Source organism: Inquilinus sp. CA228 (genome assembly GCF_052078665.1).
Lineage (GTDB): Bacteria > Pseudomonadota > Alphaproteobacteria > DSM-16000 > Inquilinaceae > Inquilinus.
Genome location: NZ_JBQJIK010000023.1, coordinates 18943 through 44687, shown reverse-complemented (window position 1 = coordinate 44687; position 25745 = coordinate 18943). Strand labels below are relative to the sequence as shown.

24 protein-coding genes are annotated in these 25745 nt (G+C 71.1%); 18 read left to right on the top strand and 6 right to left on the bottom strand.

Annotated features, from left to right (window positions below; translation table 11 throughout):
- Nucleotides 1-20 precede the first annotated feature (20 nt).
- Entirely contained in the window at nucleotides 21-2009 is a 1989-nt protein-coding gene (locus tag ACTOWL_RS13475; protein WP_441321746.1) for a sensor histidine kinase, read from the top strand.
- Here ACTOWL_RS13475 and ACTOWL_RS13470 read toward each other — a convergent pair.
- Nucleotides 1993-2211: a hypothetical protein gene (locus ACTOWL_RS13470; RefSeq protein ID WP_441321745.1), complete on the bottom strand. Its 219-nt coding sequence runs from the start codon at nucleotides 2209-2211 to the stop codon at nucleotides 1993-1995. The two genes, ACTOWL_RS13475 and ACTOWL_RS13470, sit on opposite strands and share 17 nt — an antisense overlap.
- A gap of 302 nt (nucleotides 2212-2513) precedes the next feature.
- Between ACTOWL_RS13470 and ACTOWL_RS13465 the strand changes: the two genes are divergently transcribed.
- Both ACTOWL_RS13465 and ACTOWL_RS13460 read left to right on the top strand, forming a co-directional pair.
- Complete coding sequence (locus ACTOWL_RS13465) at nucleotides 2514-2870, top strand: DUF952 domain-containing protein (RefSeq protein WP_441321744.1); 357 nt, start codon at nucleotides 2514-2516, stop codon at nucleotides 2868-2870.
- The gene (locus ACTOWL_RS13460; protein WP_441321743.1) at nucleotides 2867-3934 is read left to right on the top strand and encodes a quinone-dependent dihydroorotate dehydrogenase; all 1068 of its coding nucleotides are present in this window, start codon (nucleotides 2867-2869) and stop codon (nucleotides 3932-3934) included. The genes ACTOWL_RS13465 and ACTOWL_RS13460 overlap by 4 nt, the downstream gene beginning before the upstream one ends.
- Here ACTOWL_RS13460 and ACTOWL_RS13455 read toward each other — a convergent pair.
- Nucleotides 3931-4536, bottom strand: coding sequence for a TetR/AcrR family transcriptional regulator (locus ACTOWL_RS13455; protein WP_441321742.1), 606 nt, complete (start codon nucleotides 4534-4536; stop codon nucleotides 3931-3933). The two genes, ACTOWL_RS13460 and ACTOWL_RS13455, sit on opposite strands and share 4 nt — an antisense overlap.
- 135 nt (nucleotides 4537-4671) lie before the next feature.
- On the opposite strand from ACTOWL_RS13455, the gene ACTOWL_RS13450 reads away from it, so the two are divergent.
- A complete protein-coding gene (locus ACTOWL_RS13450) occupies nucleotides 4672-5496 on the top strand; it encodes an SDR family NAD(P)-dependent oxidoreductase (RefSeq protein WP_441321741.1) in 825 nt (274 codons plus the stop codon).
- Between the two features lie 4 nt (nucleotides 5497-5500).
- Here the strand turns inward: ACTOWL_RS13450 and panE are convergent, their stop codons facing one another.
- Entirely contained in the window at nucleotides 5501-6424 is a 924-nt protein-coding gene (gene panE / locus ACTOWL_RS13445; RefSeq protein WP_441321740.1) for a 2-dehydropantoate 2-reductase, read from the bottom strand.
- 255 nt (nucleotides 6425-6679) lie between these two features.
- On the opposite strand from panE, the gene ACTOWL_RS13440 reads away from it, so the two are divergent.
- Nucleotides 6680-7867 (top strand): M20 metallopeptidase family protein, encoded by a 1188-nt coding sequence (locus ACTOWL_RS13440; protein WP_441321739.1) that lies wholly within the window; start codon nucleotides 6680-6682, stop codon nucleotides 7865-7867.
- Here the strand turns inward: ACTOWL_RS13440 and ACTOWL_RS13435 are convergent, their stop codons facing one another.
- Nucleotides 7868-8722: a nuclear transport factor 2 family protein gene (locus tag ACTOWL_RS13435; RefSeq protein WP_441321738.1), complete on the bottom strand. Its 855-nt coding sequence runs from the start codon at nucleotides 8720-8722 to the stop codon at nucleotides 7868-7870.
- A gap of 103 nt (nucleotides 8723-8825) precedes the next feature.
- Between ACTOWL_RS13435 and ACTOWL_RS13430 the strand changes: the two genes are divergently transcribed.
- The 6 genes from ACTOWL_RS13430 to ACTOWL_RS13405 all read left to right on the top strand — a co-directional run bounded on the left by ACTOWL_RS13430 (nucleotide 8826) and on the right by ACTOWL_RS13405 (nucleotide 15608).
- Complete coding sequence (locus ACTOWL_RS13430; protein ID WP_441321737.1) at nucleotides 8826-9416, top strand: TetR/AcrR family transcriptional regulator; 591 nt, start codon at nucleotides 8826-8828, stop codon at nucleotides 9414-9416.
- A gap of 296 nt (nucleotides 9417-9712) precedes the next feature.
- The gene (locus ACTOWL_RS13425; protein ID WP_441321736.1) at nucleotides 9713-10210 is read left to right on the top strand and encodes an RNA polymerase sigma factor; all 498 of its coding nucleotides are present in this window, start codon (nucleotides 9713-9715) and stop codon (nucleotides 10208-10210) included.
- Nucleotides 10211-10328: 118 nt separating this feature from the next.
- Nucleotides 10329-11288 carry a FecR family protein gene (locus ACTOWL_RS13420; RefSeq protein WP_441321735.1) on the top strand — a complete coding sequence of 320 codons (960 nt, stop codon included), beginning with the start codon at nucleotides 10329-10331 and terminating at the stop codon, nucleotides 11286-11288.
- A gap of 127 nt (nucleotides 11289-11415) precedes the next feature.
- Nucleotides 11416-13881: a TonB-dependent siderophore receptor gene (locus tag ACTOWL_RS13415; protein ID WP_441321734.1), complete on the top strand. Its 2466-nt coding sequence runs from the start codon at nucleotides 11416-11418 to the stop codon at nucleotides 13879-13881.
- 3 nt (nucleotides 13882-13884) lie between these two features.
- Nucleotides 13885-15156, top strand: coding sequence for a hypothetical protein (locus tag ACTOWL_RS13410; protein WP_441321733.1), 1272 nt, complete (start codon nucleotides 13885-13887; stop codon nucleotides 15154-15156).
- A gap of 2 nt (nucleotides 15157-15158) precedes the next feature.
- Nucleotides 15159-15608 (top strand): hypothetical protein, encoded by a 450-nt coding sequence (locus ACTOWL_RS13405; RefSeq protein ID WP_441321732.1) that lies wholly within the window; start codon nucleotides 15159-15161, stop codon nucleotides 15606-15608.
- 23 nt (nucleotides 15609-15631) lie between these two features.
- Here the strand turns inward: ACTOWL_RS13405 and ACTOWL_RS13400 are convergent, their stop codons facing one another.
- Nucleotides 15632-16645 (bottom strand): AraC family transcriptional regulator, encoded by a 1014-nt coding sequence (locus tag ACTOWL_RS13400; RefSeq protein ID WP_441321731.1) that lies wholly within the window; start codon nucleotides 16643-16645, stop codon nucleotides 15632-15634.
- 250 nt (nucleotides 16646-16895) lie between these two features.
- Here ACTOWL_RS13400 and ACTOWL_RS13395 point away from each other — a divergent pair, with 250 nt between their 5' ends.
- The 4 genes from ACTOWL_RS13395 to ACTOWL_RS13380 all read left to right on the top strand — a co-directional run bounded on the left by ACTOWL_RS13395 (nucleotide 16896) and on the right by ACTOWL_RS13380 (nucleotide 22544).
- Nucleotides 16896-17276, top strand: a complete 381-nt coding sequence (locus ACTOWL_RS13395) for a hypothetical protein (protein ID WP_441321730.1) — start codon at nucleotides 16896-16898, stop codon at nucleotides 17274-17276.
- 195 nt (nucleotides 17277-17471) lie between these two features.
- Nucleotides 17472-19367: a potassium/proton antiporter gene (locus tag ACTOWL_RS13390; RefSeq protein WP_441321729.1), complete on the top strand. Its 1896-nt coding sequence runs from the start codon at nucleotides 17472-17474 to the stop codon at nucleotides 19365-19367.
- Between the two features lie 171 nt (nucleotides 19368-19538).
- Nucleotides 19539-21452: a calcium-binding protein gene (locus ACTOWL_RS13385; RefSeq protein WP_441321728.1), complete on the top strand. Its 1914-nt coding sequence runs from the start codon at nucleotides 19539-19541 to the stop codon at nucleotides 21450-21452.
- 60 nt (nucleotides 21453-21512) lie between these two features.
- Nucleotides 21513-22544 carry a histone deacetylase family protein gene (locus ACTOWL_RS13380; RefSeq protein WP_441321727.1) on the top strand — a complete coding sequence of 344 codons (1032 nt, stop codon included), beginning with the start codon at nucleotides 21513-21515 and terminating at the stop codon, nucleotides 22542-22544.
- 3 nt (nucleotides 22545-22547) lie between these two features.
- Here ACTOWL_RS13380 and ACTOWL_RS13375 read toward each other — a convergent pair whose 3' ends face one another.
- Nucleotides 22548-24224, bottom strand: a complete 1677-nt coding sequence (locus ACTOWL_RS13375) for a sensor histidine kinase (protein ID WP_441321726.1) — start codon at nucleotides 24222-24224, stop codon at nucleotides 22548-22550.
- A gap of 267 nt (nucleotides 24225-24491) precedes the next feature.
- On the opposite strand from ACTOWL_RS13375, the gene ACTOWL_RS13370 reads away from it, so the two are divergent.
- The 3 genes from ACTOWL_RS13370 to ACTOWL_RS13360 all read left to right on the top strand — a co-directional run bounded on the left by ACTOWL_RS13370 (nucleotide 24492) and on the right by ACTOWL_RS13360 (nucleotide 25668).
- Complete coding sequence (locus tag ACTOWL_RS13370) at nucleotides 24492-24740, top strand: hypothetical protein (RefSeq protein ID WP_429224101.1); 249 nt, start codon at nucleotides 24492-24494, stop codon at nucleotides 24738-24740.
- Nucleotides 24741-24899: 159 nt separating this feature from the next.
- Complete coding sequence (locus ACTOWL_RS13365) at nucleotides 24900-25211, top strand: DUF883 family protein (protein WP_441321725.1); 312 nt, start codon at nucleotides 24900-24902, stop codon at nucleotides 25209-25211.
- Between the two features lie 7 nt (nucleotides 25212-25218).
- Nucleotides 25219-25668 carry a hypothetical protein gene (locus ACTOWL_RS13360; protein ID WP_441321724.1) on the top strand — a complete coding sequence of 150 codons (450 nt, stop codon included), beginning with the start codon at nucleotides 25219-25221 and terminating at the stop codon, nucleotides 25666-25668.
- Nucleotides 25669-25745 lie beyond the last annotated feature (77 nt).

Genomic DNA, 25745 nt, shown 5'->3' with positions numbered 1-25745 from the left:
GCCGCCCGACCGGAACGGCGATGCATTTCACCAGCGAGACTTTGTCCCAGTCCCTGCTGCCCGGCCACGACCCCTGGCTGGTGGCCCTCGCCATCCTGGTCGCGGTGCTCGCCTCCTTCGTCGCCTTCGATCTCGGCCAGCGCATCCGTGTCGCCCGCGGCGCGGCGCGGCTGCTGTGGCTGGCCGGCGGCGCCGTGGCCATGGGCGGCGGCATCTGGTCGATGCATTTCATCGCCATGCTGGCCCTGCACCTGCCGGTCGGCTTCGCCTACGACCTGCCGCTGACCCTGCTGTCGCTGCTGATCGCCGCGGTGGCGACCGGCGCCGGCTTCACCGTGGCCACGCTCGGCCAGGCGGCGCCGGGCGCGACCGCGCGCCCGGGCCAGGCGCCGCTGCTGGCCGGCGGCCTGTGCCTCGGGCTCGGCATCGCCGGCATGCATTATGTCGGCATGGCCGCGATCCTGGCCCCCGGCCGCATCGTCTACGACCCGGTCGTCCTGGCCCTGTCGGTGCTGGTCGCCCTGGTCACCGCCACCGCCGCGCTGCATCTGGCCCTGTCCGAGATCGGGCGCGTCCGGCGGATCCTGGCCGCCCTGGTGATGGGGGCCGCCATCAGCGGCATGCACTTCATCGGCATGGCGGCGGCGCGGTTCGTCCCCGATCCCGCCGCCCAGGCCGGCGCCGCCGGCATCCCGGTGCCGCCCACGATCCTGGCCGGGCTGATCGCCGCGGCCGCCATCATCGTCTTCGCCCTGGCCGTGATCGCCACCCGGCTGGACCGCCGGATCTCGGAGCTGCAGGCCCAGCGCCAGCTCGACGTGCTCGACGAGCGCCACGCCGCCACCCTGAACGCGCTGCCGATGCCGCTGGCGCTGATCGACGGGCGCGGCACCATCCTGACCGCGAATCCGCCCTGGCAGTGGCCGGGCGAGCGCGAGCGCTTCGTCGGCGGCGGCTCGCGCCCCGGCGAGGACTATTTCGCGCTGTGCGGCGGCGCCGGCGCGGCCGGCGCCGAGGTGCGGGTGCATCTCGCCGGCGTGGTCCTGGGCATCCGGCCGGCGGCCGCGGTGGAATACATGATCGGCGCCGGGGCGGCCGGCCGGACCATCCGCCTGCTGGCGGCCCCGATCGCCGAAGGCCGCGCGGTCGGCGCCGTGGTGGCACATCTCGACATCACCGCCGAGCGGGTGGCCGAGCACCGCATGCGGGAGGCGATGCGGACGGTCGAGGCGGCGGACAATGCCAAGACCACCTTCCTGGCCCATATGAGCCATGAGCTGCGCACGCCGCTGAACGCCATCCTCGGCTTCTCGGAGCTGATCCGGGACGCGCATCTCGGTCCGCTGCCGGAGCGCTATCGCGGCTATGCCGAGGACATCCACCGCTCGGGCCAGCACCTGCTGGCCCTGGTCAACGACGTGCTCGACCTGTCGCGGGTCGAATCCGGCCGGATCGAGCTGCAGCCGGAGCCCGTCGACCTGGGCAGCGACATCCAGGACGCGGTCAGCCTGGTGGCGCAGCGCGCCGAGGCCCATGGCATCACCATCGAGCAGCACGTGGCGCGCGACCTGCCGCTGTTGAGCGCCGACCCGCTGCGGCTGCGCCAGATCCTGATCAACCTGCTGACCAACGCCGTGAAGTTCACGCCCGATGGCGGCCGCGTCACCATCGACGCCGTCACCGTGGCCCGGTCGGTCCGCATCACCGTAGCCGACACCGGCATCGGCATGACCGAGCAGGAGATCGCCCTGGCGTTGGAGCCGTTCCGCCAGGCGCGCAAGCTGTCGCGCCGGCCGCGCGAAGGGTCAGGCCTCGGCTTGCCTCTGGCCAAGGCCCTGGTCCAGAGCCATGGCGGCATGCTGATGATCGACAGCAAGCCCGAGGTCGGCACCCGCATCACCATCCTGCTGCCGACCGGCACGGAAGCGGTGAGCGAGGAGGCCGGCAGCGGGGCCATGATCGAGCCCCCGCCGCTGAGCATCGGCCGTCCGGTCAGTCGGCGACGTTGACCATCGCCTGGAACACCCGCCAGGCGACCTCGACCGTGACACCGCCCGCCCGCGCGCCCGCCGCCAGCATGCCGGCGGTCGGCTTGGTCGGGACCGTGGAAATGCCGGGGTCGCCCATCGCCGTCACCATGTCGAGGGCGTAGCTCATCGGGGTCTTCAGCTCGACCACCGCCAGATTATCCGTCATCGCAATGTCGCCCATTTTGGGCCCCTCCCAAGGGTTCAATGCCAACCAACGACGCAAGGGCCGTGCCAGAAGCGCGATGGGGCCGTCCGACATGGGCAGAACGGATAAGATCTCGGTCTTATGAGCAAAACAGGCATTTAATTCCAAAATCTGCCTATTGTAGGGAAATTTAAAGTCCGGCCGACTTTTGATCCCGAACTTGAACTCGCAATTTGCAACGCGCAGCCACATACGATTCGCATTCTGCAACGCTCACGATCCACCGATCGGACCCCGCGATTGACGGGCGGGGACCGCTTCCCTAGGGTTCGCCCGCCATGACCATCTACAAGATCTGCAGCGCCGCGGAATGGGCGGCCGCCGAGGCCGCCGGCACCTATCGCGGCTCCGCCGTCGACCACCAGGACGGCTTCATCCACTTCTCGACCGCCGAGCAGGCCGAGGAGACCGCGTCCCGCCACTTCGCCGGCCGGGACGGGCTGGTGCTGGTGGCGGTGGACCCGGCGGCACTGGGCGACGCGCTGCGCTGGGAGCCGTCGCGCGGCGGAGCCCTGTTCCCGCATCTCCATGCCGAGCTGCCGCTGGCCGCGGTGCAGGGCGTGGCGCCGCTGCCGCTGGTCGACGGCCGCCATGTCTTCCCGCCGCAGTTGTTCCCGACCGTCGCCGCCCCGTGAGCCGCCTGTTCGCCCTGGCCGCGCCGGTGCTGAAGGCGCTGCCGCCCGAGACGGCGCACCGGGCCACCATCACCGCGCTGAAGCTCGGCCTCGGGCCCGTCGTCAGCGCGCCCGACGACCCGGTCCTGGCGGTGACGCTGTGGGGCCGCGCCTTCGCCAACCCGATCGGCCTCGCCGCCGGCTTCGACAAGGATGCCGAGGTGATGGACCCGATGCTGCGGCTCGGCTTCGGCTTCGTCGAGATCGGCAGCGTCACGCCGCGGGCCCAGCCCGGCAACCCGCGGCCGCGGGCGTTCCGGCTGCCGGACCAGCAGGCGCTGATCAACCGCTACGGCTTCAACAACCGTGGCCATGCCGCCGCCGTGGCCCGGCTGGAGGCGCGGCAGGTCAACGGCGCCGCCGCCCCTGGTCTCTTGGGCATCAATGTCGGCCGCAACAAGGACAGCCGCGACCCGGAGGCGGACTACGCCGCCGGCATCCGCGCCTTCGCCCGGCTGGCCGACTATCTCGTCGTCAACATCTCCTCGCCGAACACCCCCGGGCTGCGGGCGATGCAGAGCCGCGAGCCGCTGCAGCGCCTGCTGGCCGCCGTCACCGCGGCGCGGGCCGACGGCACGGCGCGGCCGCCGATCCTGGTCAAGATCGCCCCCGACCTGACGCCCGAGGATCTCGAGGATGTCGCCGAGGTGGCGCTGGCCGCCGGCATCGACGGGCTGCTCGTGTCCAACACCACCATCGCCCGCCCGGCCGGGCTGCCGCCGGACCTGGCCGGCGAGCCCGGGGGGCTGAGCGGCAAGCCGCTGATGCAGCCTTCGACCGCGGTGCTGCGGCGGATGGCGAAGCTGGTGGCCGGCCGGCTGCCGCTGGTCGGGGTCGGCGGCGTGGCCAGCGGCGCCGACGCCTATGCCAAGATCCGCGCCGGCGCCAGCCTGGTGCAGCTCTACACCGCCCTGGCCTATCGCGGCCCCGGCCTGGTCGGCGAGATCAAGCGCGACCTGGCCGGCCGGCTGCGCGCCGACGGCTTCCGTTCGGTCGCCGAGGCGGTCGGCGCCGACCTGCGCTAGCCGCCCGGCCGGTAGCGCAGGCCGTCGAGCAGCAGCCGCAGCAGCCGGCCGGCACGCTGGCGCCAGTCGGGCTGGCCGGCGATCGCCCAGATGCTGGCGGCCGCCGCCAGCAGCACGTCATCGGCATCGGCGTCGGCCCGGATCACCCCGGCCTTCGCGGCGGCGTCGAGCAGCAGGGTCATCGCCTGCCTGATCCGTGTCTTGGTCTGGGCCATGGCGCCGGAATCGGTATCCCGCACCCGCGTCAGCACCTCGGCCATGCCGCGCTTGGCGGCGACCATGGCGGCGTAGCGGTCCATCCAGTCGGCCAGCGCGGCCTCCGGCGGCAGTTGGCGCAGCAGCGTCCCGGCGGCGTCGCACAGCCGGTCGACCTCGTTGCGGTACACCGCCTCGACCAGCGCCTCGCGGGTCGGGAAGTGGCGATAGAGAGTGCCGATGCCGACCCCGGCCCGGGCCGCCACCGCCGACAGCGTGACCTCGCCCTCGACCGCGCCGAACAGCTCCGCCGACGCCGCCAGAAGCCGCTCGCGGTTGCGCCGGGCGTCGGCGCGCGCCGGCGCCCCGCCCGTCTCCTGCTCGTCCATTCCGTCCAACGCCGTCACGCCACCAGTCTCCGTTCAGCGACTGCCATCATGCACCATTCGTAGCGCCGGTTGAAAACGGAGGATCCTCCACTTAGATAGGTGAAACGGAGGATCCTCCGTTTCAATCCCGACATCGCTCCCGACGAGGACAGCATGAAGGTGTGGTTCATCACCGGCACATCCAAGGGGCTCGGCCGGGCCTGGGCAGAGGCGGCGCTGGCCCGCGGCGACCAGGTCGCGGCGACGGCCCGCGACCTCTCCAGCCTCTGCAATCTGGTGCATGAGTACGGCGCCCAGGTCGCGCCGATCCGGCTGGACGTGACCGACCGGGCGGCGGTGTTCGCGGCGGTGGCGACGGCGCAGGAGCGGTTCGGCCGGCTGGACGTGGTGGTCAACAACGCCGGCTACGGCCTGCTCGGCGCGGTCGAGGAGGTCAGCGAGGCGCAGGCCCGGGCGCAGATCGAGACCAACCTGTTCGGCGCGCTGTGGGTGACCCAGGCGGCGCTGCCGATCCTGCGGGCCCAGGGGGCCCAGGGGTCGGGCCACATCATCCAGGTGTCCTCGGTCGGCGGCGTCAACGCCTTCCCGATGCTGGGCCTGTACCACGCCTCGAAATGGGCGCTGGAGGGACTGAGCCAGGCGCTGCAGGGCGAGCTGGCCGGCACCGGCGTCAAGGTCACGCTGGTCGAGCCCGGCGGCTACGCCACCGAATGGAAAGGCGATTCGATGATCCATGCCGAGGCGAACCCCGCCTATGACGAGATCCGCGCCGGGCGGCTCCTGCGCTGGCGCGACGCCGAATTCGCCGATCCAGGCGCCAGCGGCCCGGCCATCCTGCGCATCGTCGACGCCGCCGAGCCGCCGCTGCGGGTGTTCTTCGGCCCGCACAATCTGGAGGTGACGCGGGCCGAATATGAGAGCCGGCTTGCCGGCTGGGAGCAGTGGCAGGACGTCGCCCGCCTGGCGGTCGGCCGCTGACCGCCTAGCCGCCGGCAAGGCGGCGCTGATAGACGACGAGATGGGTCGCGGCCAGGGCCAGCAGCGGGGTGTCGATCCCGGCGGCCCGGCCGCGGACCAGCAGGTCGCCAATGATCTGGTCGGCCTCGATCGGCCCGCCCTGCTGCAGGTCGCGATACATCGACGAGGTGCGGGCGGCGCCCGGCTCGGTCAGGAACGCCCGGGTGCTGGCCAGGAAGGCACTGCCGGGCGGCGTCCCGACCGCGTTGACCACCGCCACCACCTCGTCCAGGAAGCGGCCGGCGAAATCGGCCCCGCCGGGCGCGGCCACGACCTCGCCGGTGCTGCCGCGCATCAGGCAGGTGATGCCGCCCAGCGCCGCCAGCGTCACCCATTTCTGCCACATCTCGAGCTCGATCCCGGGCGTCAGCCGGGCGTCGAAGCCGGCGCCGCGCAGCACCGAATCGAGCCGGTCGGTGCGGGCCGACGGCGTGCCGTCCCGCTCGCCATAGGCCAGCTCGTGGAAGCCGGCGAGCTGCACGATCCGGCCTTCGGCATCGACCGTGCCGGCGATCTTGCAGACGCCGCCGAGCACCGCCGCGGAGCCGAAGCGCGCCGACAGCAGGTCCATGTGCCGCATGCCGTTCAGCAGCGGCAGGATCATGGTCTCCGGCCCGACAGCGGGGGCGAGGTCGGCCATCGCCCCGGCCAGGCCATAGGCCTTCACCGCCAGCAGCACCGCGTCATAGGGGCCGTCGACCGCGTCGGCGGTGACCAGCCGCGGCGCCAAGGTGGCGTCGCCATGCGGGCTGACGATGCGCAGCCCGTCCGCCCGCAGCGCGGCGGCGCGGCCGGGCCGCACCAGGAAGGTCACGTCGCGGCCGGCCTGGGCCAGCCGGCCGCCGAAATACCCGCCGGTGGCGCCGGCGCCGACAACCAACAACCGCATCGCTTGCTCCGTTCTGTCCATGGCCCGAGCCCGGGCGATCGCGCCCCTTCCGGCCAAGCTGGGAACCGCCCCGCCGGATGTAAAGGACGCGCGGCAACGTCGCGCCGGGCCGCGGGCCGGTGCCTGGGCTGCGAATCGCGGGGGTGGACGCCGTCCCCTTCGGGTGCAATGACTCGATCCTCGTCGGCCCGACCGGCCCCGGCCCTGCCCTCGGCCCGACGCCATTCATTCGGCCCAAGGGGAGCCCACCGGTCCATGGATACGCGCGGCATCAACGACATCGGCGCCTCGATCGACACGGCGGTCGCGGCCGTCGCCCCCGGCCTGGTCGAGGTGCGGCGCGACATCCATGCCCATCCGGAGATCGGCTTCGAGGTCGAGCGCACCGCCGGCGTGGTCGCGGCAGAGCTCGACAAGCTCGGCATCCCCTATCGCACCGGGATCGGCCGCACCGGCATCGTCGCCGAGATCGAGGGCGGCGCCCCCGGCCCCTGCCTGCTGATCCGCGCCGACATGGACGCGCTGCCGATCCAGGAGATGACCGGCCTGCCCTTCGCCAGCACCGTGCCGGGCAAGATGCATGCCTGCGGCCATGACATCCACACCGCGACGCTGATCGGCGTCGGCGCCGTGCTGAAGGACCTGGCGCCGCGGCTGCGCGGGACCGTGCGGCTGGTGTTCCAGCCGGCCGAGGAGACGCCGGAGAGCGGGGCCGCGGCGATGATCGAGGACGGCGCGGCGGACGGCGTCGACATGGCGCTGGCCTTCCACAACAGCCCGACCATGCCGACCGGGCAGTTCGGCTACCTCCGCGGCGCCAGCACCGCCTCGGCCGACACCTTCGACATCATCGTGCGCGGCCGGTCCGGCCATGCCGCGCGGCCGCAGGACGCGGCCGACCCGATCGTCGCCGCCGCCTATCTGGTGACCCAGCTGCAGACCGTGGTGTCGCGCACCATCGACCCGGCCCAGGGCGCGGTGGTGACGGTCGGCAGCATCGCCGGCGGCGCCACCCACAACATCATCCCCGACACCTGCACCCTGCGCGGCACGGTGCGGGCCCGGTCGCCCGAGTCACGGGCGGCGGCGGAGGCGGCGATCCGCCGGATCGTGCAGGGCATCGCGGCGACCCAGGGCGTGACCTGCGATCTCGACTACCAGCTGGGCGTGCCGCCGCTGATGAATGACGGCCGCATCCTGGACGCCTCGGTGGCCGCGGTGCGGGCGCAGTTCGGCGACGTGGTGCACGAGACCACGCCCGGCTTCGGCGCCGAGGACTTCGCCTTCTTCTCCGAGCGGGTGCCGTCCTTCCATCTCCGCGTCGGCGCCGCCCAGCCCGGCCGTAACGACCACCTGCACAATTCCGACTACCAGCCGGACGAGCGCTGCATCGGCCTGGGCGCCGCCGCCCTGGTGCGCAGCGCGGTCGAGCTCTTGTCCTGATCAGGCGGCGGCCTGGGCGATCGCGAAGCTGTCCTCGAGCAGGCGGCAGCGGGAGATCAGCCCGTCGCGCGCGGTGACGTCGATGACGAACTCGCTGCGCATGATCCGGCCGGTGCGCCGGGCCCGCGCTTCCAGCTCGCCGGCGGCGAAGGCGCGGTCGCCCTCGGCGGCGATGGCGGTGATGTCGAAGCGGATCGGCTCGATCCCGTCCCACAGGGCGCGGACGAAATCGGCGACGCCGGCACGGCCGCTGCGGCGCCCGATCCAGGGCACGCGGTCGACCGCGCCGGGGATGTCCCAGTCGGCATCCGCGGTGAACAGCGAGGCCACCGCCTCCGGCGTCGCCCGCGACCGCATCGCCGCCAGATAGCGCTCGAGCGCCGCCCGGGCCCCGCCGCCGGCCGCCGCCTCGCCGCGCAGGATGCGGATGCGGTCGCGGTCGGCGCTGGTGAAGTCGGGGTCGACATAGATGTGGATGCTGCGGATCAGCGTGCCCGCGAACGTGAACACGTCGCAGAACCGGCCCTGCGACACCACCCCGTCCGGCCAGCGCAGCCCGCTGCGGGTGACGCCGGCCTCGGTGCCCTCGACCACGATGGTGTCGCCGGCGACAATGCGGTGCAGCCCGGGGATGTCGTGCTCCAGGCTCTCCAGCTCGGCCGCCAGCCGGGCGCCGAACGCCGCCACCGCCGCCTTGCCGCGGGTCAGGCCGAATTTCGGGAAGAACAGCTCCACATCCTCGGTGAACAGGTCGAGGAAGGCCGGGTCGCGGCTGTCCGTGCCGTGGAAATAGGCGGTGATCACCTCCAGACGGGCCGCGGTCAGGCTCGGATCGGGCGCAGGGCCGCTCTTCATCTCGGATCTCCGGAATTCAGTAATTCTGACTACAGAAAGATTGTCGGCTTGCGCAGCGGGCGTCAAGAGAATTATGTAAATGCAGCTACAGAAAGGAACACGGATGGCGACGCGAGGCCGGCCGCGCAGCTTCGATCGCGACACGGCGCTACGACGCGCGATCGAGGTGTTCTGGGCCAAGGGCTATGAAGGGGCACAGCTGGTCGACCTGACCGCGGCGATGGGCATCAACCCGCCCAGCTTCTATGCCGCCTTTGGCTCCAAGGAGACGCTGTTCCGCGAGGCGCTCGACCTCTATTTGGCCACCGACGGCGCCGGCAGCATGCGGGCGCTGGAAACCGGCGCGACCGCCCGCAAGTCGATCCTCGGCATGCTGACGGCGAGCGCCGAGATTGCCCTCGCCTCGCCCGGGGTCGGCGGCTGCATGCTGATCCTTGGTCTGGTCAACGGCCTGCCGGAGAATGACGGCCTGCGGCGCCATCTTGCCGACCTCCGGCGCGAGACCACCGAGCGGATCCGCCGGCGGCTGCGGCGCGGGGTCGAGGACGGCGACCTGCCGGCCGGCACCGATATCGGCGGCCTCGCCACCTTCTTCGGCACGGTGATGCAGGGGCTGTCGCTGCACGCGCGCGACGGCGCGTCCCGCGAGGAGCTGCTGGCCGCCGCCATCGCCGCGGTGACGGTGCTGGGCTGATGGCGGGGCCCGACACGGCAGGGTCTGTGGATGTCCTGTGGCTGCTCCGCAACAGATCGCGAAAAAGCGCGAACGCTTCGCAACCGCAAGGACGTCAGATCGGAACGGCGGCAAGGGACAAAGTCCAGAGAATATTGATCTTTCTTTACCGATTCCCACGGAAGCGATCCGGAATCGGCCCCGGTTCCACGATTGCGGAGCCCAGGCAAAGGCCTTAAGCGGGAGAAGCTTGTCCTTTCGGCCGGCGGGACCGGCCGGACGATCCCGACAGCATGCGGGGGCGGAGCCGTACGGCGATGACGTGGGACCTGCACGGGCTGTTCGACCGACATGCACGGGAGATCCAGCGGTTCCTGCGGCGCCGCGGGCACACGGCCGAGACGGCCGCCGACCTGACCCAGGACACCTTCGCGCGGCTGCTGACGGCGACGCCGAAGGGAGACAATCCCAGAGCCTATCTGCATCAGGTGGCCCGCAACCTCTCCATCGACTTCGACCGGCGTGAGCGGCGGATGGGATGCGCTGCGATTTCGGACGAACAGGCCGCCACCATCGCCGATCCGGCGCCCTGGCCGGAAACGATCGTCCATGACCGGCAGAAGCTGGCGATCGTCGACCGGGCCCTGGCCGAACTGCCGGCGCGGACGCGCCGGGCGTTCGAGGCGCATCGCCTGGGGGAGAAGACGTTGAGCGAGATCGGCGAGGAGCTGGGCCTGTCGACGACACGGACCTGGACGCTGATCCGCGAGGCCTACCGCCACCTGCGCGATCGCCTCGGCACCATCGATGGCTGAGTCCGGCGCCGGGAGAAAAATCCCGCCTCCCGGTCGTTCTAGATAGTGTGGGCCAGATAGTGTGGGCCGAGATTCGCCACGCCAGGCGGATCCGGTGACGCCAGCGGACCGGGACCGAATGAAGCAAGCCGCGCCGGAAGACGACATGCTCTTCGAGCAGGCGCTCGATCTGGTCATCCGCCTGCAGAACGATCCCGGCAATCCTGTGGCGCGGGATCTGCTGCGGAACTGGCGCGCGCGCAGCCCGAGGCACGAGGCGGCCTGGGCGGAGGTCGCGGAGATCCACGGCCTGGCCGGAAAGGCGATCTCCGACCGTCGCGAGGCCGGGCGGCGGGGCCGGCGGGGCGTCTCGCGGCGCGGCCTGCTGGCCGGCGGGGCCGCGGGCCTAGCCGCGGCGACGGCCGGCGCCTTCTACGTGCCCGTGCTGATCCTGAGGGCGAAAGCGGATTTCATCACCGCGACCGGCGAGATCCGCCGCATTCCCCTCGCGGATGGCAGCACGGCCACGCTGGGCCCGGAAAGCGCCATCCGGCTCGACTTCGCGGCGACGGCGCGGCGCGTCGAGCTTCTCGCCGGCATGGCGTTCTTCGAAGTGGCCGAGGACCCGGCCCGACCGTTCCAGGCGGCCGTTGACGGGCTGACGGCGACTGCGCTGGGGACGGCATACGACGTCAGCCGGGACGCCGGCTATCTGACCGTGGCCGTCGATCGCGGCCTGGTCGAGGCGCGGCCGCCGGGATCCGCCGCCCCGGGCATCCGGCTCGCGGCCGGCGACTGGATGACGTTCGATCCGGCCTCGCTGGCAGTCGAGCGCGGCCAGCGGGACACGGGCCAGATCGCGGCGTGGCGCGACGGCATGATCGTCGCCGAGCGCGAGACGATATCCGCCGTCATTGCCCGAATCGGACGCTGGCAACCGGGCCGCATCGTGCTGGCCGACGCATCCCTGGGATCGCGCCGCATCAGCGGCGTCTTCGATCTCACGGATCCGGTGACGGCACTGGAAGCCGTCGTGCAGCCATATGGCGGCCGGGTCCGAGAATTCTCCCCCTGGCTGATCGTCATCTCCTCCGCCTGAGAGCATCGCCGGAGAAAGTTGTCGAGGAGAGAGAAAATCCCGCGGCCCCGGTCGTTCCATGTCATAGGGCGTTGTCGTTAGCCGCTGCCATACGCAGGCCCTCGCGATCAACCGGGAGGGGTCGGCCATGCGGCGGCGGAAGGGTATCGAAGGCAGCACAAGCACCAGACGGAGGGCACTGGCGGCAGCCCTGCTGGCGACCGTGGCGATCGGGATGGTGCCGGTTCTGGCACCGCCCTCCGCCCAGGCTCAGGCCGGCGCGCAGCGGCTGTCGTTCAGCATTCCGTCCGGGCCGCTCGCGAGCGCGCTGGCTGCCTTCGGCCGCACCTCGGGCCTGCAGGTCACCTATCGGCCCGAGATCGCTGCGGACAAGATGTCCCCGGGCGTCACCGGCGTGCTGGCCCCGGCGGAGGCGCTGGACCGGATCCTGCAAGGCTCCGACCTGACCTACCGGTTCACCAATCCGACGACGGTCGCGGTCTCGGAGATCCCGGGCGGGACCGGCCAGACCGGGCCGGACGGCGCACCGATGCTCGAACCGATCATCGTCACCGGGGCGAGCGAAAGCGCCTGGGGGCCGGTCGACGGCTACATCGCCCGGCAAAGCGCCACGGCGACCAAGACCGATACGCCCGTGATCGAGACGCCCCAGTCGATCAGCATCGTCGGCCGCGACCAGATCGACATCCAGGGCGCCCAGCAGGTCAAGCAGGCCCTGCGCTACACGCCGGGCCTCGCGACCGACATCCGGGGCGACATCTCCCGCTTCGATCAGATCTATATCCGCGGCATCGGCGCCGTCACCGACAGCTTCCAGTATCTCGACGGCCTGCGGCTGCCGCGGGGCACGTCATACCTGATCCCGCAGATCGACCCGTATGACCTCGAGCGGGTCGAGGTGCTGAAGGGACCGGCCTCGGTCCTCTATGGCCAGGCGCCGCTCGGCGGCCTCGTCAACCTGGTCAGCAAGCGCCCGACCGAGACCCCGTTCGGCGAGGTCGAATTCCAGGCCGGCAGCCATGACCGGTTCCAGGGCGGCTTCGACCTGGGCGGGCCGCTGACCGAGGATGGGAGCCTGCTGTACCGGCTGACCGGCATCGCGCGCGATGCCGACACCTCGGTCAGGCTGACCGAGGAACAGCGCTTTTCGATCGCCCCGGCCGTGACCTGGACCCCGAACGCGGACACGTCGCTGACCATTCTCGGCCTCTACCAGCGCGACCCGAAGGGCGGCTACTACGGCGTGCTGCCGTCGCGCGGCACCATCCTGCCGAATCCCAACGGCAAGATCCCGCGCGACTTCTTCGACGGATCGCCGGACTTCAACACGTTCAACCGGACGCAGGCGGCGATCGGCTATCAGCTCGACCACCGTCTCGACGAGCGCTGGAGCCTGCATCAGAACGTCCGCTACTGGCACATGGACCTCGACCAGAGCGTGGTCTATTCGACCGGCCTGCGGGCGGACGGCCACACGCTGAACCGGGTCGCGCTGTGGTCCGACGAGAGCCTGGATGCGGTGAATCTCGACACCCGGCTGCAGGGCGACCTGCAGACCGGGCCGCTGCGGCATACGGCCGTCTTCGGCATCGACTACCAATGGGACAACTGGCAGCAGACCCAGGGCTTCGGGCCGGCGCCCGGCCTCGACTACCTCGATCCCGACTACAGCCAGCCCATCACCCGGCCCGCGGCCTACACCAGCCCCGACCGGACCGAGAACCTGCTCGGCCTCTATGCCCAGGACCAGATCAGGCTGGACCAACTGAGCCTGCTGCTGGGCGGACGGTTCGACCGGGCCGCCATCAGCAACGAGAACGACCTGGCCGGCACCAGCACGGACCAGGTCTTCACCAAGTTCACCTGGCGCGCCGCCGCCATCTACAATTTCGACAACGGCCTGGCCCCGTACGCCAGCTATTCGACCTCGTTCGACCCGTCGGTCACGGCCAACGCCTACGGCCCGCCGTTCCAGCCGACCACCGGCGAGCAGTACGAGATCGGCATCAAGTACCAGCCGCCCGGCTTCGACGGCCTGTTCACCGTCGCGGCGTTCGATCTGAGGCAGCAGAACGTCCTGACCCGCGATCCGACCCCGGGAGCGCCGATCAACGCCTATGTCCAGACCGGCGAGATCCGCTCGCGCGGCATCGAGGTCGAGGCCAAGGTCAGCCCGATCGAGGGCCTCAACCTGATCGGCAGCTTCACCTGGCTCGATCCCGAGGTGACCAGGAGCAACGGTCCCGATCTGCACAAGAGGCCGGTCTCGGTGCCGCGCACCACCGCATCGGCCTGGGGCGACTACACGCTGCGGGACGGCACCCTGGGGGGCCTGACCCTGGGCGCCGGGCTGCGCTATGTCGGTTCGGCCTATGCCGATGCGGCGAACACGCAGGAGATTCCCGACTACGTCGTGTTCGACGCCTCGCTGCGCTATGACCTGAGCCGGCTCGATTCCCGGCTGGACGGGACCAGCGCCCTGCTGACCGTCACCAACCTGTTCGATCGCGTCACCTACACCTGCAACGCCGCGGATTTCTGCAACTACGGCCAGGGCCGGACGATCCTCGGCACCCTGAAGTACCGGTGGTAGGCGATGGCCGCTGATCTCCACGCCGCCGACCCGAGCATCGACGGGACGACGATGCCGGACCGCCGCAAAGTCCTGCTCGCGGTCGGTGCGTTCTATGTTTCGTTCGGATTGATCACTGCGCTGCTGCAAGGCGGGCTGCCGCCGATCCTGCGGGCCCGCGGGATGGCGATCGACGGCGTCGCCTGGACCTTCGCCCTGTATCTGCCGTTCGGTCTGTCGTTCCTGTGGGCGCCGGTCGTCGACCGCCGGCGCCTGCCGTTCCTGACGCCGCGGGTGGGCTGGATCGTCGCCATGCTGGCGGTCGCGGTGGCGGGCCTGATCGCGGTGGCCCTGTCGGAGGCGCTGCCGCTGCCGGCGCTGTTCGCCATCGGCCTGGCCGTCGCCCTGGCGGTCGCCACCATGGACCTGGCGCTCGATGCGCTGACCGTGGAGCTGACCGGGGCGGCAGCGAAGCCGTTCGCCGCCGCGGTCAAGCTGGCGGGTCTCGCGATCGGCGCGATGATCGGGGGCGGTGTCTTCGTCGGCCTGCTGTCCGCCATCGGCTGGGCGGCGACCTTCGCCCTGGTCGCGCTGCTCATGGCGATCACGCTGCTGCCGGTCCTCGCCCTGACCGATGCCGACCGGCGGATCCCGCGCCGGCGGCAGCCTCCGGGCCATGCCCTGCTGGCCTTCCAGGCCCGGCCGCAGATGGTCCGGCGGCTCGGTGTCCTGGTCTTCGCGTCCTGCATCATCTTCCCGCTGAGCGCGCTGAACCGGGTGATGCTGGTGGATCTCGGCGTATCCCTCGACCGCATCGCCTGGGTCGTGGGCACGATCCAGCCGGTCGGCCTGCTCGGCGTGTCGCTGGCGGCGGCACCGCTGATCCGGAGATTCGGCCATGCGGCGACCGTGGCGGCCTTCGCCCTGGCGTGCCTCGCGGCGCTGGCGGCGATGGGCTTCGGCTATCGCGGCGACACGACGGCGGCGGCCATCGCCGGGGCGCTGGTGATGGCCGCCGGCGTCGCCGGGATCTTCGTCGTGATGGCGTCGCTGATCCTGACCTGGGCCGAGGGCGACCAGGTCGCCACCGACTACGCCGTGCTGTTCGGCGGCTGCCGCCTGGCCGGCATCGTCGCGACGATCGCGGCGGGCAAGCTGATCGCCGGCATCGGCTGGACCGCGTTCTACGCGTTCGGAGCGGCCGGAATCCTGCTGGCGGCCGGGCTGCTGCTTCGCTGTCTGCCGAGGGACGGGCAGCGCCGGGCGCCATCCGCATTTCCCGGGACGAGGGATTGACCATGGCCGACGAGACGATCTTCTATCCCGACGATGTCGCCGCGGCGGCGCCGGACCGGATCCTGTTCGACCTCGCCGCATGGCCGGCAGTGTTCCTGCGCTTCCCCGAGCTCGACGAGCCCCGGCGCGTCGAACGCGTCCTGGCCGGCTTCGACGCGCTGATCGGACGGGAAATCCCCTTCGCCCTGGTGATCCGGCTCGCCACCCATGATCACGAGGCCGAGCCGCACGAGGCCGAGCGGCTGACCAACATCTGGCTGAAGGCCCGCCGGGACCCGCTGGGACGGTTCTGCAAGGCGATGATCTACGTCACCGGCGACGCGGCCGTGCAGGAGGCGATGCGCCAGCGCATCGCCCAGGTGGCCAAGGCCAATCCGGTCAAGGCCCTGCATGTGGTCGGCGACAGGGCGGAGGGGGAGAGGCTGGCCGCCGAGCTGCTCGCCGCATCCTGACGCGCGATCCGCGGCCGGCGCGACTATCGGCCGGCCCCGGGTGATGGCCTGGACGACCCCGCGTCCGGCATCGGCGCGCCGTTGGCCTGCCGTCGCCGATACTGCGCCGGCGGCAGCCCGAACGCCCGCTTGAAGGCGCGGCTGAAGGCGGCTTCGGATTCGTAGCCGACCTCCGCGGCGACCTGGGCGATCGGCTTTGCCGAGGTCCGCAACTGCCTTGCCCCCAGCTCCAGGCGCCAGCGCGCCAGATATGCGATGGGTGAGTCGCCGATGAACCGATTGAACCGCTTGGCGATGACCGACCGCGAGGCGCCGACGGCGCTGGCCAGGTCCCCCAGGGTCCAGTCGCCGGCAGGATCGCGGTGCAGCAGCGCCAGGACGCCGCCGACGACCGGGTCGCGCGCACCGGCCAGCCAGCCGGTCTGGTCGCCCGGCAATTGCTCCATGTGGCAGCGCAGCGCTTCGATGAAGAGCGATTCCGCCATCCTCGAGAGCAGTACGGAGCGCCCGGGCCGATCGGATTCGGCTTCCGACACCAGATGCCGGATCGCGGCCTCCAGCCATGCGCTTCCGGGATTGTCCCGGAGGTTGACGCGGATGAACTGCGGCAGGCCGGCCAGGAACAGGCGGTCGGCGGAGCGTTCGCAACCGAAGAAGCCGCAGATGAACCGCGTGATCTCGCCGCTCTCGCCGAAGCGCATCATGCTGCCGTTTCCCTGCAGGATGCCGGCAAGGCTGGCGGCGCTGTCGATGAAGGTCCGCGGCGATCCGTTCGACACCGTGTGGGCATCGCCATGGGGCAGCATGACGAGGTCGCCCGGCCGAAGCGTGATCTCGTTGCCGTCGCTGAATCGGGCAAACGCCCTGCCCTCGGTGACCAGGTTGTAATTCACCAGACGCTCGGTGCCGGGAGACAGCACATGCTGGACCTGGGCGACCGAAGGCACCGCAAAGCCCCAGGGTGCCGCGCATTCCGCATGGAAGAAGATGGCGCCGGTCATGCGGACCGCGTTGAGAGCCTCGGAAAGAGCGTCCATTCATCGCTCCCGGATCCGTCGCGCAGACCTCCGCCATCGCTGCAAAGAGAAAGAGCATTCCGGCAAAGTCCTGAACACCCACCGCCCCTACACTGCGGCGGTCCCGTCAATACGGAGGCCGAAGCGTCGATCGGCGAGCCGTCGGGCAGCGCGCCCCGCGACATTACAGGCAGGGTAATCCCGAACGCCAGATCCCGCAGCATCGGCAGCCCGCGGAACGGACCCGCATCGAGGTCACGAGGAGAAGGAAATGCATTGTGCGATGAAAGAGTTGCCGCTGGTGGAGGACTACGGAGATGGCTTCCGCAGCCGCCTGACCGAATGGGGTGGGATGATCGTCTCCTATGAAACCTTCCCCAAGGGCGTGGACGCGACGCCCTTGTTCAAGGGACTGCCGGACGACATGTGCCAATCGCCGCACTGGGGCTATATCCTCAGGGGCCGGGTACGCATCAAGCGCAAGGATGGCGATTTCGTGCTGAAGACCGGGGACGTCTACTACCTCGAGCCTGGGCATGTGCCCGTGTTCGAGGAGGAGACCGAGATTCTCGAGTTCAGTCCCAAGAAGGAATACCAGGAGACGATCGACGTCGCTGCCAGGAACATGGCCGCGGCGCAGACAGCGGAATGACCTTTGGTGCCCTCCTGACCCGACCGGCGCCAGAGCGACACCGGCGGCCCGGCACGCCCGACGCGCGGAAGACCTGCGCCTGCGGCGGGACGGAAACCTCGCCAACGGGCCCGATTTCCGTCACCTTTCTGGGGTGGATTGCAGGAGGCGAGTCGCGCGGCTGCGGCCGCGACCCCGGAGTGAGGAACAGGCACGATGATCGAGGCGATGAACCTCGCCATTCTCGTCGCGGCGGGCCTCATCGCGCTCAGCGTCTTCACCAGCCTGATCTCGTTCAGGGTCGGCGCCCCGCTGCTGCTGGTGTTCCTCGCGGTCGGCCTCGGCGCCGGCGAGGACGGCATCGGCCAGATCCATTTCGACGACGCCCCAGCCGCCTATTTCATCGGCAGCGTGGCCCTGGCGCTGATCCTGTTCGACAGCGGCTTCGAGACCCGTCTGCACAGCTTCCGCACCGCCGCCGCCCCGGCCCTGACCCTGGCCACGGCCGGCGTGCTGCTGACCACCGGCATCGTCGCCGTGGCCGCCCGCTACGCCTTCGGCTTCGGCTGGTACGAATCGCTGCTGACCGGCGCCATCGTCAGCCCGACCGACGCCGCCGCCGTGTTCCTCCTGCTGCGGGTCGGCGGCATCACCCTGCGCGACCGCATGCGGTCGACCCTCGAGATCGAATCCGGCAGCAACGACCCGATCGCGATCTTCCTGACGCTGGCCCTGGTCGAGGCGGCGCGCCTGGGCACCGGGGCGGAGACCCTGAGCTGGTCCCTGCTCACCACCTTCGCGCTGCAGGCCGGCATCGGCATCGCCCTCGGCCTAGCCGGCGGCTTCGTGATCGTGCGCGTGATCAACCGGGTCAGCCTCGACCCGGGCCTGTACCCGGTGATCGTGCTGAGCCTCGCCCTGCTGATCTTTGCCGCCACCGGGATGCTGGAGGGGTCGGGCTTCATTGCCGTCTATGTCGCCGGCCTGGTCGCCGGCAATGCCACGCTGCGGGCCGCCGCCCTGATCCGCCGGTTCCAGAGCGGCATGACCTGGCTGGCCCAGATCTGCATGTTCCTGACCCTCGGCCTGCTGGCGACGCCGTCGCAATTCCCCGCCGTGGCCCTGCCGGCCCTGGCCGTGGCGCTGACGCTGACCTTCGTGGCCCGGCCGATCGCGGTCTGGCTGTGCCTGCTGCCCTACGGCTTCTCGCGCAACGAGACCACCTTCGTCGCCTGGGTCGGGCTGCGCGGCGCGGTGTCGATCCTGCTGGCCATCCTGCCGCTGATCGCGCAGTTGCCGGACGGGCGGACGATCTTCAACGGCGTCTTCCTGGTGGTCGTCGTCTCGCTGCTGCTGCAGGGCTGGACGATCCGGCCGCTGGCCAAGTGGCTGGGCCTGATCGTGCCGCCGCGGATCGGCCCGGTCGACCGCGTCGAGCTGGAGCTGCCGGGCCGCGCCAACCACGAGCTGGTGGTCTACCGCATCGCCGCCCAGAGCCCGGTGGCGCGCGGCGAGCGCATCCCGCGCTGGGCCCGGCCGGCCCTGATCGTGCGCGACGGCCAGTCGATCGACATCCACCATGCCTGGCGGCTGCAGACGGGCGACCAAGTCTACATCTTCACCCCGCCGCAGCAGGTGCGCCTGCTGGACCGGCTGTTCGCCACCCCGACCCGGCTGGCCGAGGACGACCGCGACTTCTTCGGCGACTTCACCCTGCACGCCGAGGCGCCGCTGGCCGAGGTGGCGGAGAGCTACGGCTTCGCCCTGCCCGAGCCGGGCGAGACCCGCACCGTCGGCGACTTCCTGCAGGACGCGTTCGGCGGCCGGGTCGAGGTCGGCGACCGGCTGCCGGTCGGCGGGGTCGAGCTGATCGTCCGCGCCGTCGACGACGAGAACGAGGTCACCGAGGTCGGCCTGGCGCTGGAGCCGAGCCGCGGCGCCCAGCCGAAGCTGCCGGTGTTCCAGAACCTGTCGGAGATCGCCGCCTGGATCCGCGGCTGGCTGCGCCAGCGCCGCGCCCGGCGGACGCCGCCGCCATCCGCACCGGCTTCCGACATCACGCCCGAACCGCCCGCCCCGCCCCCGGCCGAAGCCGCCGGCCGGCCGGACTAGATGGCTTACCCTTCCGGGTAATTCCGGTCTCGGTTGAATCCATCTATCCATCGCTCGCCGAAACGGATCAACATCGTCGACGCCAGCAGCAGCGGCCGAGGGTCAAAACCTGCCGATCGGGAAGGGTTCCCGGATGCCGGCGGCGGCGCATTGGAGCGAGGGGAGCTGTTCATGGCGGTTGTCTGGGGCACCGACGGCAAGGATTTCATCCATCTCGCCGGGGATGGCCTGGTCGCCCCGGCGGGCTACACCGACATCGTCTTCAACCCGGGCGATCTGGTGGCCGCGCTGAGCGGCGACGACATCATGATCGGGACCAGCGCCGGCATCCGCTATGGCGGCTATGACGGCTACGACATCCTCGACTACTCCGCCTTCGGCCAGGGCGTCGTGATCTCCGAGATCGACGGCGGCATCCGCTTCCTCGACGGCACCGTGATCGGCACCATCTCCGCCAGCGCCGGGATCGAGGAGTTCGACGGCTCGGCGTTCAACGACGTGCTGGCCACGGTCGCCGGCGGCGACGCCGCGACCCTGCACGGCAATGCCGGCGACGACACCCTGATCGCCAGCGCCACGATCGAGCTGCTGGACGGCGGCGCCGACACCGACACCGTCAGCTACACCAACTCCTCGGCCGGGGTGACCGTCGATCTGCGCCTGGCCGGCGCCCAGGTCTCGGCCGGCGCGGCGGGCGGCGACACCCTGACCGGGATCGAGAACCTGATCGGGTCGGTCGCGGCGGACACTCTGCACGGCGACGCCGGCGCCAACCGGCTGGCCGGGGGCGCCGGGGCGGACCAGCTGGTCGGCGAGGCCGGCATCGACACCGCGGACTACTCCGCCTCCGCCGCCGGTGTGACCGTGAACCTCGCGGCCGGAACCGGGCTGGGCGGCGACGCCCAGGGCGACACGCTGGCGACGATCGAGAACCTCACCGGCTCGGCCCTGGCCGATGCGCTGTATGGCGACGGCAACGCCAACGCCCTGGCCGGCATGAACGGCGACGATACGCTGCGTGGTGGCGCCGGGGCGGATGGCCTGGACGGCGGCGACGGCATCGACACCGCGAGCTACCGGGGATCGGTCGCGGTCGCCGTGGACCTGCTGAACCACACCGCCTCGGGTGGGGATGCGGCCGGCGACACGCTGACCGCCATCGAGAACCTGACCGGATCGAGCTTCGCCGACCAGCTGGCCGGCGATGGCGGCCGCAACGTCGTCAGCGGCGACAACGGCGCCGACACGCTGGCCGGCAACGGCGGCGATGATCTGCTGGCCGGTGGGGCGGGCGACGACGGCCTCGACGGCGGCGATGGCGCCGACCGCCTGGTCGGAGACGACGGTGTCGACACCATCCATGGCGGCACCGGCAATGATTCGGTCGACGCCGGCACCGGCAACGATCAGGTCTTCGGCGAGGCCGGCATCGACACCATTCTGGGCGGCGCCGGCGACGACCGGCTCGACGGCGGCGAGGGCAACGACACCCTCGATGGCGGGTCCGGCGCCGATGTGCTGGCCGGCGGCGCCGGCATCGACACGGCGAACTATGCCGCCTCCGCCACCGGGATCACGCTGAACCTGGCCACCGGCGCGAGCTCGGGCGGGGATGCCCAGGGCGACACGCTCAGCGGCATCGAACAGGTGCTGGGCTCCGCCCAGGCAGATGTGCTGACCGGCGACACCGATGCCAACACCCTGTGGGGCATGGCCGGCGACGACGTGCTCACCGGCGGCGGGGGTGGCGACGCGATGAAGGGCGGCGCCGGCAACGACCGCTTCGTCTACACCGCCCTGTCCGACAGCGCCGCCTCCGGCCTCGGCAAGGATTCGATCCGGGACTTCTCGACCGGGGACAAGATCGACCTGTCCGGCATCGACGCCGACGGCAACGCGGCCAATGGCGACACCGCCTTCACCTTCGGCACCGGCGACTACACCCGTCATCCAGGCGAGCTGCGGGTGGTGACGTCCGGGTCGGTCCAGGTGGTCTATGTCGACGTCAATGGCGACAAGGTCTCGGACTTCGCCATCAACGTCACCTCCGACCACGCCCTGACGGCTGGCGATTTCCTGCTCTGACCCGTTCCGGCGCCGCACCGCATCCGCTACTGTCGCCGGCGACAGGAATGCGGGGACGCGATGCTGACGATCTATTCCGAGGACCACCGGCTGCAGCACGGCAAGGTCGAGCTGACGGGCGGCCATTTCATCCCGGTGGTGGAGAAGCCGGAGCGGGCGGAGACCATCCTGGCCCGGATCAAGGCCGTCGGCCTGGGCGAGGTGCGGGCGCCGGAGCGCTTCGGCACCGACCCGATCGCCCGGGTGCACGACCGCGGCTTCATCCGCTTCCTGGAGACCGCCTGGGACGAGTGGGTGGCCGAGCATGGCGAGATCGACGCGCTGCCGACCAACTGGGCGGTGCGCAACATGCGTCAGATCATCCCCAGCTCGATCGAGGGCAGGCTCGGCTACTACGCCAGCGACTGCGGCACGCCGATCACCGCCGGCACCTGGCGCGCGGCGCTGAGCTCGGTCGACGTCGCCCTGACCGGGGCGAAGCTGGTGGCGGCCGACGGCAGGCCGGTGTTCTCGCTGTGCCGGCCGCCCGGGCACCATGCCTCGACCGACATCTATTGCGGCTACTGCTTCTTCAACAACGCCGCGGTGGCGGCGCAGTGGTTCCGCGACAACGGCGCCGCCCGGGTGGCGGTGCTGGACATCGACTACCATCACGGCAACGGCACGCAGGAGATCTTCTACGGCCGCGACGACGTGCTGTTCGTGTCGCTGCACGCCGACCCGAATGTCGAATACCCCTACTATCTCGGCTATGCCGAGGAGCGTGGCGAGGGCGCCGGCGAGGGCTTCAACCTCAATCTGCCGATGCCCTTCGGCACCAGTTGGGACCGCTATCGCGAGGCGCTGGACGCCGCCCTGGCGCGGATCCGCGACTATGGCGCGGATTCGGTGGTGCTGTCGTTCGGCGCCGACACCTTCCAGGAGGACCCGATCTCGCAGTTCAAGCTGAACAGCGACGATTTCAGCCGCATGGGCGAGATCCTGGGCCGCGGCCTGGGCGTGCCGACCCTGACGGTGATGGAGGGCGGCTACGCCGTCGACGCGCTGGGCGTCAACGTCTCGAACCTGCTGCAGGCGCTGGAGGGGGGCTGATCGTCACGCCTCCGGGTCGCGCTGGGCCGGGATGTCGATGGTGAAGCGGGTGCCGCCGGGGCCGCTGTCGATCTCGATGGCGGCGTCGAGTTGGCGCACCTGGGCCTGCAGCACCATCATGCCGAGGCCGCTGCCATTCGCCGGCATCTTGCCCTCCGGCAGGCCGACGCCGTTGTCGGCCACCTCCAGGCGCCAGCCGTCGTCCCGCGGCTGGAACCGGATCGCCACCCTGCCCTCGCGGCGGTCGGGGAAGGCGTATTTCACCGCGTTGGTGACCAGCTCGTTGACGATCAGCCCGAGCGGCACGATCCGCGACGGCGGCAGCTCGGCCGGCACCGCCTCGACCGCGATCGAGATGCCGCCATTCTCCGGCAGTAGGGCCCGCGACAGGTCCTCGCACAGCCCGGTCAGGTACTCCTTCACCTCGACCCGGTCGACCGCGGCATTGGCGTAGAGCCGGCGGTGGACGATGGCCAGCGCCTGGATCCGGTCGTTCGCCTCGGCCAGGGCGTGCTTCGCCTCCGGGCTCTGCGCCCGGCGCGCCTGCAGCCCGAACAGGCTGGACAGGAGTTGGAAGCTGTTCATCACCCGGTGGTTGATCTCGCGCAGCAGCAGGTCCTTCTGCTTCAGGTTCTCCTCGATCTTGCCGGCCATCGCGTCGAAGGCGGTGGCGAGGTGGCCGAACTCGTCGCGGCCATGGCGCAGCCGGACGCGGGCGTCGAAGCGGCCGCGCTGCCAGTCGCGCGCGGCCGCCAGCAGCCGGTCGATCGGCCGCAGCAGGAACAGCCGGCCGCCGATGCCCGCGGCGGCGAGCGAGACCAGCAGGCCGGCGACGATCAGCGCGATGCCGCGCTGGGTCGCGGCGTCGATGGTGGCGAAGGCCGCCGCCCGGTCAATGCCGACCAGGACGAACAGGTCCAGCTCCTCCGACCGCATCGGCACATAGCCGTAGATCCGCATGGTGCTGTCGATCGCGCCGCTGGTGGTCGAGCCGGCCTGCTGCGAGGCCAGGAGGTCGAGGAACTTGTTCGGCAGCTGCTTGCCGACCCAGGACCCGTCCGGCCCGGGCAGGCGCGTCATCACCACCCCGGCGCGGTCGGTGATCATGATCACCGCGTTGCGCGATTCGGTGTCGATGGTGATCGCCTTGGCCATCGCGTCGACGCTGAGCGCCGCCACCACGGCGCCCTGGAAGGTGTCGCCGTCGAAGATCGGATAGGCGACATGCAGCACCTTCACGCCGACCGCGTCGGTGGTGGCGAAGCCGCCGACGGCGAAGCCGCGGATCTCGCGCGCCCGCTGGAAGAAGCCCTGATGGCCGACCGAGACCGAGATCGCCGCGGTGAGGTTGGCGCCGCACAGCAGGTTGCCGTCGGCGTCGACCACGGCGATGGCGTTCAGGCTCTCCACCTCCGACCGCAACTCGTCCACCACCTCGGTGCAGCGGCCGCCCTGGCCCTCGCGGATCGCCGGCACCCGGGCCATCGCGGCCAGCAGCTGGCGGATGCCGTCGACGATGCGGAACTGCGCCCCAGCGGCGACATTGGCCAGGCGGATCGCATCGTCCTGGATCTCGTTGGTGCGGGCGATGCGCAGCGCGTATTCGTTGTAGCCCTGCAGCGCGATGCCCGGCGCGACGGCCAGGGCGACCAGCAGGAACAGGCGCGACAGCAGGTTCATCGCAACGGCAGCCGGCGGGGGGCGTGGATCCTCGGCCTCATGCTTCCTGCCCCGACGTCATCGGCCCCATCCTGAAGCGAGCCTCCCGCGATTCCAACCCCCGACCTGCGAGCCGAGCCGGCACGGCAGGCCGCCGGCGCGTTCTACGACACAGGCCTTGGAAAAGCCATCACCGGGCCGCAAATTGGTCACTGGCGGACACGGGAACAAAGTGTCGCACGGCCCGTTTTTCTGCGGTGAAGTGCCCGGCTGTAACCGGCGCTTGAGATGGAGACGAAGACGATGTTGAAACCCACCATGATCGTGCTCGCGGCCACGCTGGCGCTTGCGGCGTGCGGTCGCGATACGGGCGGCCGGGCCCTGTCGGGCGGCCTGATCGGCGCCGGCGCCGGCGCCGGCATCTCGGCCCTCACCGGCGGCAACGCCGCCACGGGCGCGCTGATCGGTGGCGCCGTGGGCGCGGTCGGCGGCGCGGCGACCAGTTGCCGGACCATCAATCTCGGCGGCCGTTGCTGAGCTCCGGGCTGACGGACGATACCAGGCGCCGCGGTTCCCGGCGCCTGGTTTGAGATTATATCGCTCGGGGACAGAGTCGCCTCTGTCCCCGTTTGCTTTTGTGGCGCCCCTCATCCGCGCCATCATCGGCCCGCGCAACCAATGGAGCGAGGAACAGACATGGCCACGCGGAACCTGGACCAGGAGCTCGACACGCTGCGCACCGATCTCGGCAAGATCCGCGACGACATCGCGGCGCTGACCCGCACCCTGGGCGACACCGCCGCCGCCGAGGCCAAGGCCGGCGGCGCCAGGCTGAACGAAGCCGCCCATGCCGCAAAGGAGCGGGCGCAGCACTTCGCCGACAGCGCGCGGGCGCAGGGCGAGGAGGGCATCGCCGCGCTGGAGCAGCGGATCGAGCAGAACCCCTTCACCAGCATCCTCATCGCCTTCGGCGTCGGCCTCGTCATCGGCAAGCTGCTGGACCGCTGAGGCCGGCGTGAAGACCGACCTCGGCGCCGCCCTGCTGGGCGCCCTCGCCGCCCGGCAGCGCCTCCGGCTCGGCCAGGCGCTGCGCCGGGCCTGCATCGCCGCGGCACTGTTCCTGGTCGCCCTGGTGCTGGCGGTGATCGCCCTGGTGCTGCTGGCCTGGTCCGGCTTCTACCTGCTGCTGCCGAAGCTCGGCCCCGCCGGCGCGGCGCTGGTGGTCGGGCTGGTCGTGCTCGGCCTCGCCGCCATCGTCGCCCTGATCGGAGTCCTGGCCGGCCGCCGGCCGCGCCGCCGGCCCGCCGCCGCCCCGGCCTCGGCCGCCGGAGCCGGGCTGGAGGGCGTCGCCGCCGGCCTCGGCCTGTCCGCCGCCAAGGCGGCGCCGAAGGTGGCGCTGGCGGCGCTGGTGATCGGCATCGCGGTCGGAGCCCTGCCCCTTCTGGGGGGACGCAAGCGCGATTGAGGGCTGTTTTGGGGGATCGGACAGCTTGTCCCATGACCGCCGCTGCGTTTCGTCTATAATCCCGCGTCCTGCCGCCG

What these genes read in the sequence shown, in the direction of transcription:
- ACTOWL_RS13395 (WP_441321730.1), top strand. Translation starts at nt 16,896, where the DNA reads ATGCATTGTGCGATGAAAGAGTTGCCGCTGGTGGAGGACTACGGAGAT.
- ACTOWL_RS13440 (WP_441321739.1), top strand. Translation starts at nt 6,680, where the DNA reads ATGGATACGCGCGGCATCAACGACATCGGCGCCTCGATCGACACGGCG.
- ACTOWL_RS13475 (WP_441321746.1), top strand. Translation starts at nt 21, where the DNA reads ATGCATTTCACCAGCGAGACTTTGTCCCAGTCCCTGCTGCCCGGCCAC.
- ACTOWL_RS13435 (WP_441321738.1), bottom strand. Translation starts at nt 8,722, where the DNA reads ATGAAGAGCGGCCCTGCGCCCGATCCGAGCCTGACCGCGGCCCGTCTG.
- ACTOWL_RS13365 (WP_441321725.1), top strand. Translation starts at nt 24,900, where the DNA reads ATGGCCACGCGGAACCTGGACCAGGAGCTCGACACGCTGCGCACCGAT.
- ACTOWL_RS13410 (WP_441321733.1), top strand. Translation starts at nt 13,885, where the DNA reads ATGGCCGCTGATCTCCACGCCGCCGACCCGAGCATCGACGGGACGACG.
- ACTOWL_RS13420 (WP_441321735.1), top strand. Translation starts at nt 10,329, where the DNA reads ATGAAGCAAGCCGCGCCGGAAGACGACATGCTCTTCGAGCAGGCGCTC.
- ACTOWL_RS13370 (WP_429224101.1), top strand. Translation starts at nt 24,492, where the DNA reads ATGGAGACGAAGACGATGTTGAAACCCACCATGATCGTGCTCGCGGCC.
- ACTOWL_RS13375 (WP_441321726.1), bottom strand. Translation starts at nt 24,224, where the DNA reads ATGAACCTGCTGTCGCGCCTGTTCCTGCTGGTCGCCCTGGCCGTCGCG.
- ACTOWL_RS13415 (WP_441321734.1), top strand. Translation starts at nt 11,416, where the DNA reads ATGCGGCGGCGGAAGGGTATCGAAGGCAGCACAAGCACCAGACGGAGG.
- ACTOWL_RS13385 (WP_441321728.1), top strand. Translation starts at nt 19,539, where the DNA reads ATGGCGGTTGTCTGGGGCACCGACGGCAAGGATTTCATCCATCTCGCC.
- ACTOWL_RS13430 (WP_441321737.1), top strand. Translation starts at nt 8,826, where the DNA reads ATGGCGACGCGAGGCCGGCCGCGCAGCTTCGATCGCGACACGGCGCTA.
- ACTOWL_RS13405 (WP_441321732.1), top strand. Translation starts at nt 15,159, where the DNA reads ATGGCCGACGAGACGATCTTCTATCCCGACGATGTCGCCGCGGCGGCG.
- ACTOWL_RS13390 (WP_441321729.1), top strand. Translation starts at nt 17,472, where the DNA reads ATGATCGAGGCGATGAACCTCGCCATTCTCGTCGCGGCGGGCCTCATC.
- ACTOWL_RS13380 (WP_441321727.1), top strand. Translation starts at nt 21,513, where the DNA reads ATGCTGACGATCTATTCCGAGGACCACCGGCTGCAGCACGGCAAGGTC.
- ACTOWL_RS13450 (WP_441321741.1), top strand. Translation starts at nt 4,672, where the DNA reads ATGAAGGTGTGGTTCATCACCGGCACATCCAAGGGGCTCGGCCGGGCC.
- ACTOWL_RS13425 (WP_441321736.1), top strand. Translation starts at nt 9,713, where the DNA reads ATGACGTGGGACCTGCACGGGCTGTTCGACCGACATGCACGGGAGATC.
- ACTOWL_RS13400 (WP_441321731.1), bottom strand. Translation starts at nt 16,645, where the DNA reads ATGGACGCTCTTTCCGAGGCTCTCAACGCGGTCCGCATGACCGGCGCC.
- ACTOWL_RS13470 (WP_441321745.1), bottom strand. Translation starts at nt 2,211, where the DNA reads ATGGGCGACATTGCGATGACGGATAATCTGGCGGTGGTCGAGCTGAAG.
- ACTOWL_RS13465 (WP_441321744.1), top strand. Translation starts at nt 2,514, where the DNA reads ATGACCATCTACAAGATCTGCAGCGCCGCGGAATGGGCGGCCGCCGAG.
- panE (WP_441321740.1), bottom strand. Translation starts at nt 6,424, where the DNA reads ATGCGGTTGTTGGTTGTCGGCGCCGGCGCCACCGGCGGGTATTTCGGC.